7 protein-coding genes are annotated in these 7,087 nt (G+C 75.6%); 3 read left to right on the forward strand and 4 right to left on the reverse strand.

The genetic code is table 11. From position 1 onward, the window contains the following. Window positions 1-182 precede the first annotated feature (182 nt). The 4 genes from CNO22_RS24600 to CNO22_RS24615 form a co-directional block, all read right to left on the reverse strand. Window positions 183-662 (reverse strand): VOC family protein, encoded by a 480-nt coding sequence (locus CNO22_RS24600; protein ID WP_100501883.1) that lies wholly within the window; start codon window positions 660-662, stop codon window positions 183-185. Window positions 663-871: 209 nt separating this feature from the next. Next, window positions 872-4,681 (reverse strand): DNA polymerase III subunit alpha, encoded by a 3,810-nt coding sequence (locus CNO22_RS24605; protein ID WP_100501884.1) that lies wholly within the window; start codon window positions 4,679-4,681, stop codon window positions 872-874. After that, window positions 4,678-5,163 (reverse strand): SAV_6107 family HEPN domain-containing protein, encoded by a 486-nt coding sequence (locus CNO22_RS24610; RefSeq protein ID WP_100501885.1) that lies wholly within the window; start codon window positions 5,161-5,163, stop codon window positions 4,678-4,680. Before CNO22_RS24610 ends, CNO22_RS24605 begins: the two co-directional genes overlap by 4 nt. Continuing rightward, complete coding sequence (locus CNO22_RS24615; protein WP_100501886.1) at window positions 5,163-5,489, reverse strand: DUF6504 family protein; 327 nt, start codon at window positions 5,487-5,489, stop codon at window positions 5,163-5,165. The genes CNO22_RS24610 and CNO22_RS24615 overlap by 1 nt, the downstream gene beginning before the upstream one ends. Before the next feature lie 236 nt (window positions 5,490-5,725). Here CNO22_RS24615 and CNO22_RS24620 point away from each other — a divergent pair, with 236 nt between their 5' ends. The 3 genes from CNO22_RS24620 to CNO22_RS24630 form a co-directional block, all read left to right on the forward strand. Further along, window positions 5,726-6,253 carry a YbaK/EbsC family protein gene (locus tag CNO22_RS24620; protein ID WP_100501887.1) on the forward strand — a complete coding sequence of 176 codons (528 nt, stop codon included), beginning with the start codon at window positions 5,726-5,728 and terminating at the stop codon, window positions 6,251-6,253. Then, entirely contained in the window at window positions 6,250-6,837 is a 588-nt protein-coding gene (locus CNO22_RS24625; RefSeq protein WP_100501888.1) for a GNAT family N-acetyltransferase, read from the forward strand. The genes CNO22_RS24620 and CNO22_RS24625 overlap by 4 nt, the downstream gene beginning before the upstream one ends. After that, window positions 6,834-7,087: FAD-dependent oxidoreductase (locus CNO22_RS24630; protein WP_157937109.1), on the forward strand; the 254-nt coding region annotated here is incomplete at its 3' end. The genes CNO22_RS24625 and CNO22_RS24630, both read left to right, overlap by 4 nt.

Below are 7,087 nucleotides of genomic sequence, written 5' to 3' on the forward strand. Positions count from 1 at the left end.
GTGCCGGCCACCGGTCCGCTCGCGGGGTCGTCGCCTGCGCAGGTGCGCGCCGGCTGACGCCCGGCCCCGTCCCGGCCCCGCCCCGGCCCCGCCCTGGGCCCGCGAAGGGTAGGCAGGACGGGCGGCCCCGTCCCGGGTCCCGCCCTGAGCCTGCGAAGGGTGGGGAGGACGGGGTCCTTACCTCAGGCCGAGACGCCGTCGGCCGCCCGCTTGATCTCCTCGATGTCGATGCGGCGCATCTGCAGCATCGCCTCGGTGGCCCGCCGGGCGCGGCCGGGGTCGGGGTCGTTGAGCAGGGTGGTCAGCTCGGTGGGCACGACCTGCCAGGAGACGCCGAAGCGGTCCTTGAGCCAGCCGCACATGCTCTCCTCGCCGCCGTCGGTCAGCCGGCTCCAGTAGTGGTCGGCCTCCTCCTGGTCGGCGCACATGATCTGGAAGGAGACCGCCTCGGTGAACGGGAACTGCGGGCCGCCGTTGAGGCCGACGTACTCCTGGCCGTCGAGGGTGAAGGAGACGGTCATCGCGGTGCCCTCGGGCAGCGGCATGTCGGGGCCGTAGCGGGTGACCTCGCCGATCGAGGAGTTAGGGAAGATCGAGGTGTAGTGCGCGGCGGCCTGCTCGGCCGCGCCGTCGAACCACAGGCACGGGATCTGCTTGGGCATCGGGGTGTCCTCTCGGGTGGGCGGAGCGGTTGCTCGGGTGTCGAGGAGTAGACCGCCGTCCCGGCGGCAGGTCATCGGTCGCCGGCGCGCGGGTTCGGCTGCGTGGGCTCGGACCCCCGGAGCCGACTGCTGTACCTCGGCGGCCCACACCCAGGCCGGTGACGGGCCACGGGGGTACAGCGGTCCTGGCACCGCAGCGGGGTCCTTCTTCAGTGGCCGGAGCTGCCCGGGCTGGAGTGCCACAGCTTGCGCGGCGCCGACGACGTCCCCCGGCGGGTGGCGTCGCGGCGCGCCACGGTCATCGCGTCCTCCCCCGCCGGCTTGATGTCGGCGTAGGGCGACATCCGGAAGCCCGTGGGGTGCACCAGCACCGGCTTGACCACCACCGGCCGCGAGCCGCGCGAGGCCGCCGCACCGGCGATCGCCTCCTCGGTGTACCCACCCGGTGCAGCCATCTGCTCGGCCACCGCCTCCAGCCCGCCGGTCTCCCACGCCTCGTGCAGCGCCGGCAGCTCCCACGCGCCGGTGGCCCGCAGCGAGACCCCGCGCGGCCCGGTGCGCCGCAGCACCCCGCGGACCACCAGCAGCCACGAGTGGAAGACCGTCGAGGCGTAGGGGCCCTGGGCGTCCTCGAAGAAGGTCGAGTCGGTGCAGCCGGTGCCGTCGTCGAGGGTCACGAAGACCACCCGGCGGCCGGAGCGGATCGGCGGCGTCTGGGTGGCCACCTTGACCCCGGCGACCAGCACCTCGGCGCCGCTGCGGCTGCCCAGCAGCTCTCCGGCCGGCACCGCGCCGATCGCGGCGAGGAACGGCCGGTAGAAGTCGACGACGTGCCGGCTGGCGTCCAGGCCGAGGACCTCCAGCTCGGCGCGCACCAGCTCGGCGTCGGTGAACTCCGGCAGCCCGCTGCCCTCGGCCCAGCCGAGCCCCGACTCCTCCGTCGCCTCCTCGCCGGGCAGTTCGGTGCCCGTGTCGAGGCCCATGAGGTCGAGGCTGAGCTGTCCGGTCGTGGCGGCCTTGGCGCCGCTGCGGCTCCACCGGTCCAGCTCGCCGATCTGCAGCAGCAGGTCGCGGCGGGTGACCTGCCGGCGGCTGCGGGTGGGGCGGCCGGCCTCGCGGTCGCGGATCCCGAAGCCGTAGAGGGAGTCGAAGCCGCCGGCCAGCACCAGTCGCTCCACCACCGGCCGGGACACCGACGTCCGGTGCCAGAAGTCGGTGAGCGAGCGGTAGGGCTGCCCGGCGACGACCCGCGCCACCTCGTCGTCGGAGATGCCCTTCACGTCGGCCAGGGACAGCCTGATGCCGTAGCGGGACGGGTCGGGCATCGCCGCGGGCATCCACTCCGGCCGCGTCCAGCCCCCGACCTCGACCTCAGGTGCAGCCTCAGGGTCGGTGGCGGACCCGAGCCGCTCGACCCGGTAGGTGCCGGCCGAGGCGTTGACGTCCAGGCCCAGCACCCGGACACCGAAGTTGCGGGCGTCGTCGAGGATCAGCCGCTTCGGGTACATGCCCGGGTCGTGGGTGAGCACCCCGGCGAGGAAGGCCGCCGGGTGGTGGGTCTTCAGCCACGCCGACTGGTAGGTGGGCAGGGCGAACGCCGCCGCGTGGGCCTTGCAGAAGCCGAAGGAACCGAAGGCGACCAGCACCTCCCACACCTTCTCGACCACCTCGACCGGGTAGCGCCGCAGCGCCTCGGGCACGAACCAGGTCCGCACCTCGGCGTGCAGTTCCCGGTTCCCCAGCGCCCGGCGGGCCTCGTCGGCCTGGGCCAGGTCGCAGCCGGTCATCTGCGCCACGATCTGCAGCACCTGTTCGTGGAAGACCACGACGCCGGCGGTCTGCTCGAGGAACGGGGCGAGGTCGGGGTGCGGGTAGACCGGGTCCTGCCAGCCGTTCCGGGCCAGCAGGAACGGGGTGACCATGTCGCTCTTCACCGGGCCGGGCCGGAACAGCGAGATGTCGATGACGATGTCCTCGAACGTCTCCGGCCCGAACTTGCCGACCAGCTCCCGCTGCCCCGGCGACTCGATCTGGAACATGCCGAGGGTCCGGGTGCTGCGGATCAGCTCGAACGTCGTCGGGTCGTCGCGCGGGACGGCGTCGATGTCGACGGTCTCGCCGTCGACCCGGGCCACCTCGTCGAGGGCGTGCGCGATCGCCGACTGCATCCGGATGCCGAGCAGGTCGAGCTTGAGCAGCCCGAGCTCCTCGACGTCGTCCTTGTCGAACTGGCTCATCGGGTAGCCCAGGTAGCTGTTCTCCACAGGGGTGCGGTCGAGCAGCGTGGCGTCGGACAGCAGCACGCCGCACGGGTGCAGCGCGATGTGCCGGGGCAGCCCGTCGAGCCGGGCCACCAGGTCGAAGAGCAGGTCGAGGTCTCCGGTGCCACCGCCGCGCCGCGAGCCCAGCCGGCTGGCCCGCAGCTCCGGGAGGTCCTTGAGCGCGGCGTGCACCTGGTTGGCCCGGATGTGCGGGAAGGCCTTGGCGACCGCGTCGACCTCGGCCGGCGGCAGGCCGAGCGCGGCGCCGACGTCGCGGATCGCGTGCCGCACCCGGTAGGTGTCCATCATTGAGATGCAGCTGACCCGGTGGGCGCCGAAGCGGTCGAGGACCGCGTCGTACACCTCCATCCGGCGGGCGGACTCCACGTCGATGTCGACGTCGGGCAGCTGGTGGCGCAGCGGGGAGAGGAAGCGCTCCATCAGCAGGCCGTACCGGATCGGGTCGACGTCGGAGATGCCCAGCAGGTAGGTGACCAGGCTGCCGGCGCCCGACCCCCGCGCCGCCGCCCGGACCCTCAGGCTCCGGATGAGGTCGACCACGTCGGCGACGGTGAGGAAGTAGGACGGGTAGCCGAGGGTGTCGATGACCGCCAGCTCGTCGTCCAGCCGCCGGGCCACCTCCGCCGTCCGGGCCATCCCCCGCCGGCCCAGCCCGGCCTCGCAGCGGGCGCGCAGCACCGCCGACGGGCCCATCCCCTGCTCGGCCGGGGTGGTGACCACGTCGAGCTCGGGGTAGCGCACGGTGCCGACGCCGAGGTCGGCCCGGACGTCGACCGTGCACTGCTCGGCCAGCCGGGCGGTGCGCTCCAGCAGCCGGAGCGCCGCGTCGCGGTCGGGGCCGACGAGGTCCTCGGCGACCGCGGCCATCTCCTCGCCCGACTTCAGGTAGCCCTCGGCGGTGCGCCGGTCGACGTGCCGGGTGTCCAGCGGGACCAGTCGGCGCGCCGCGTCCAGGACGTCGGCGGTGGGCGCGTCCAGGGCGTCGACGTAGCGGACCGCGTTGGTCAGCACCGCCGGCACCCCCTCCGCGGCGGCGAAGCGCAGCAGCGCCTGGGCCCGCGAGCGGTCACCGCGGCCGCGGTGGTGCACGACCTCGAGCACCAGCGAGCCGGGGCCGAACACCGCGCGCCAGGCGGCCAGCCGGGCGGAGGCCACGTCGGCCCGCCCGGCGGCCAGCGCCCGGCCCACCGGGGAGTCCGGGCCCAGCAGGGCCACCAGTCCGGGCGCGTGCTCCGCGGCCAGCGCCAGCGAGCTCACCGGTTCCCCGCGCGTGCCACGCAGGTGGGTGGCGCTGGTCAGCCGGCACAGCGAGCGCCAGCCTGCGCCGTCCCGGGCGAGGAAGGTGACCCGGGGCAGCCGCGGGTCGACGCTGGCCCCGCCGCGGGCCGGTGAGCGTCGTCCGGCGCGGCCGGGGGCGTCGTCCGGCGCGACCGGCCGGCGGGCCCGTGCCCGCTGCGCCGAGTGCGCACCGCCGACCACCGGGGCCAGGGCCGGCGGGACGGTCGAGTCCACCGAGGGCCTCACCGCCAGGTCCACCCCGAACAGCGGCCGCACGTCGACCGCCCGGCAGGCCAGCGCGAACTTCACCGCGCCGTAGAGCCCGTCGCGGTCGGTGAGCGCCAGGGCCCGCATGCCGTGCTCGGCCGCCCGCTCGACCAGGTCGGCCGGGTGGTTGGCCCCGTACTGCATGGAGTAGCCCGAGGCGACGTGGAGGTGGACGAAGGGGTCGGTCCTCACCTCCCGTTCCGGTGCTCGGACCCGCCGACCACCCGGGGACGCGCGCGCCGGGGCGACTCCGGCGGCGGCGTGCTGCCCAGGGCGTTCTCCACGACGGCGAGGAAGGCGCGCACGTCGCGGACCAGGTCGTCGGCCTCGCGGTCGGTGACGGCGTGGGACAGCCCGGCCTCGGCGGCGGCCCGCTTGGCCGCGCCGGCGGCGAAGAAGGTGGCCCACTCTCCCAGCTCGGGCGCGACCTGGCCGAGCAGCACCCAGGCGCTGCGCGGGCGGCGCCGCCCGGACTCCGGCCGGGTGCGGGCGGCCAGCACCGCGGCCGCGGCGCGCAGCGCGCCCAGGTGGGCGGTGGCGTAGCGCTGCCGGGCGTCGGTGCTCGCCGCCGCCTCGGCCAGCGCCCGGGAGGCCTGGTCGAGCAGCTGGCGGGCAGCCGAGGGCAGCGGCGGGGGCAGGGGCAGCTGGTCGGCCATGACGCGGACGGCCCCCATCAGTCGTGCACCCGCACGAGCGACCAGCGGTCGTCCGCCGACTCCCAGCTGAGGTCGAAGACGCCGGCGAAGCTCATCCGCGACCGGCCGGCTCGGACCGCCTCGACCCGCCACACCTCACGGCCGGCGACCAGCTCGGCGGAGGCGCCACCGGCTCCCGCGGCACCGCGCTGCCACCACGGGGCGGTCTCCACCCACGAGTCGAGCAGCTCGCCGACGACGTACCGCGACTGCCCGCGCCAGAACTGCGCCGGACCGAGCGGCCCGCGCTCGACCTGCACCTCCTCGCCGATCCGCTCGCCGACCCCGCTCAGCACCCGGCTCATGACAGACTCCCCACAGCTCCGCCGCCCCACCGGCCCCGGCCCACCACACCGGGTGGGGAAGGACCCGGGTGCAGCGGGAGGCCGACGTCGTTCGAACGCGTGTTCGAACGACGTCGAGTACACCCGACGGCGCCGACGACGTCAAGCGGGACGCGCGACCGGGTGCGCCGGCGACCCGGCCGGACGGGGTGCCCGGGCCCGGAGCACACCGCTCCGGCCGATGGCAGGATCGACGCATGAGCCGACCCGAGCACCCCCGGGTGGCCGCCATCTCCTCCCTGCTGGCCGAGTCCGGTGCGACCGGGCAGGTGCTCGAGCTGAGCGGCAGCGCCCGCACCGCCGCCGGGGCGGCCGGAGAGCTCGGCGTCCCGCTCGGGGCCATCGCCAACAGCCTGCTGTTCGACGTCGACGGCGCGCCGCTGCTGGTCCTCACCAGCGGCGCCCACCGGGTCGACGTCGCGAAGGTCGCCGCGCTGCTCGGTGTCCGTGACGTGCGCCCGGCGTCGGCCGACTTCGTGCGCCGGCACACCGGCCAGCCCATCGGCGGCGTCGCCCCGATCGGCCACCCGGAGCCGATCGGCACGCTGGTCGACATCGAACTGGCCCGGCACGACCGGGTCTGGGCCGCCGCCGGCCACCCGCACGCGGTCTTCCCGACCAGCTACGAGGAGCTGCTGCGGCTGACCGGCGGAACCGCGGCCGAGGTCGGCGACGGCCCGGCACCGACCCATCCCGCGGCGCTGCCCGAGGAGGTGTCGTCGTGACGGGCACGACGCCCGCGGCGCGGGTCACCGAGCTGCCCACCGGCTGGCTGCGCGACCACATGCACGAGGCGCTGGCCATCTACGGCGAGGCGATGGGCTACAGCCCCTCGGTGGTCGCCGGCCGGTACGGCTACGCCATCCAGCACACCGAGCGCCCCGGGTTCCGCGCGGTCGGCGCCTTCGTGGAGACCCCCGACGGGGAGGTCCTCGTCGGGTTCGGCTACGGCTATCTGGTCGCGCCCGGCCAGTGGTGGCACGACCAGGTGCGCGCCGCGCTCGACCGGCGGACGGCGAAGCGCTGGCTGCCGGACGCGTTCGAGGTGTGCGAGCTGCACGTGCACCCCGCCCACCAGAGCCGGGGGCTGGGCCGGCAGCTGCTGCACGCCCTGGTGGCCGGTCTGCCCTACCCGGCGGCGCTGCTGTCGACCCCGGACAACGACACCAAGGCCTTCCGGCTGTACCACGCCGACGGCTTCGTCGACCTGGCCCGCAACCACCGCTTCCCCGGCGACTCGCGCCCCTTCGCCATCCTCGGCGCCCGCCTGCCGCTGCCGCCCCCGGCGCCGCGGTCCGACCGGGCGTGAGCGCCGTCGACGCCGTCGTCGTCGGCGCGGGGCACAACGGGCTGGTCGCGGCCTGCTACCTGGCCCGCGCCGGGCTGCGGGTGGAGGTCGTCGAACGCGACGAGGTGCTCGGCGGCGCGGTCTCGACCGTCGAACGCTGGCCGGGCGTGCGGGTCACCCGGCCGTCCTCGACCAGCAGCCGGGCCGCGGCGTCCCCGAGGGCCACGTGCCCGCCGTCGGCCTCGAGCCGGCGGCGCAGCGCCTGGGTGAG

Origin of the sequence: Geodermatophilus chilensis (assembly GCF_002802985.1) — a bacterium.
In the GTDB taxonomy this organism is placed as follows: Bacteria; Actinomycetota; Actinomycetes; order Mycobacteriales; family Geodermatophilaceae; genus Geodermatophilus; species Geodermatophilus chilensis.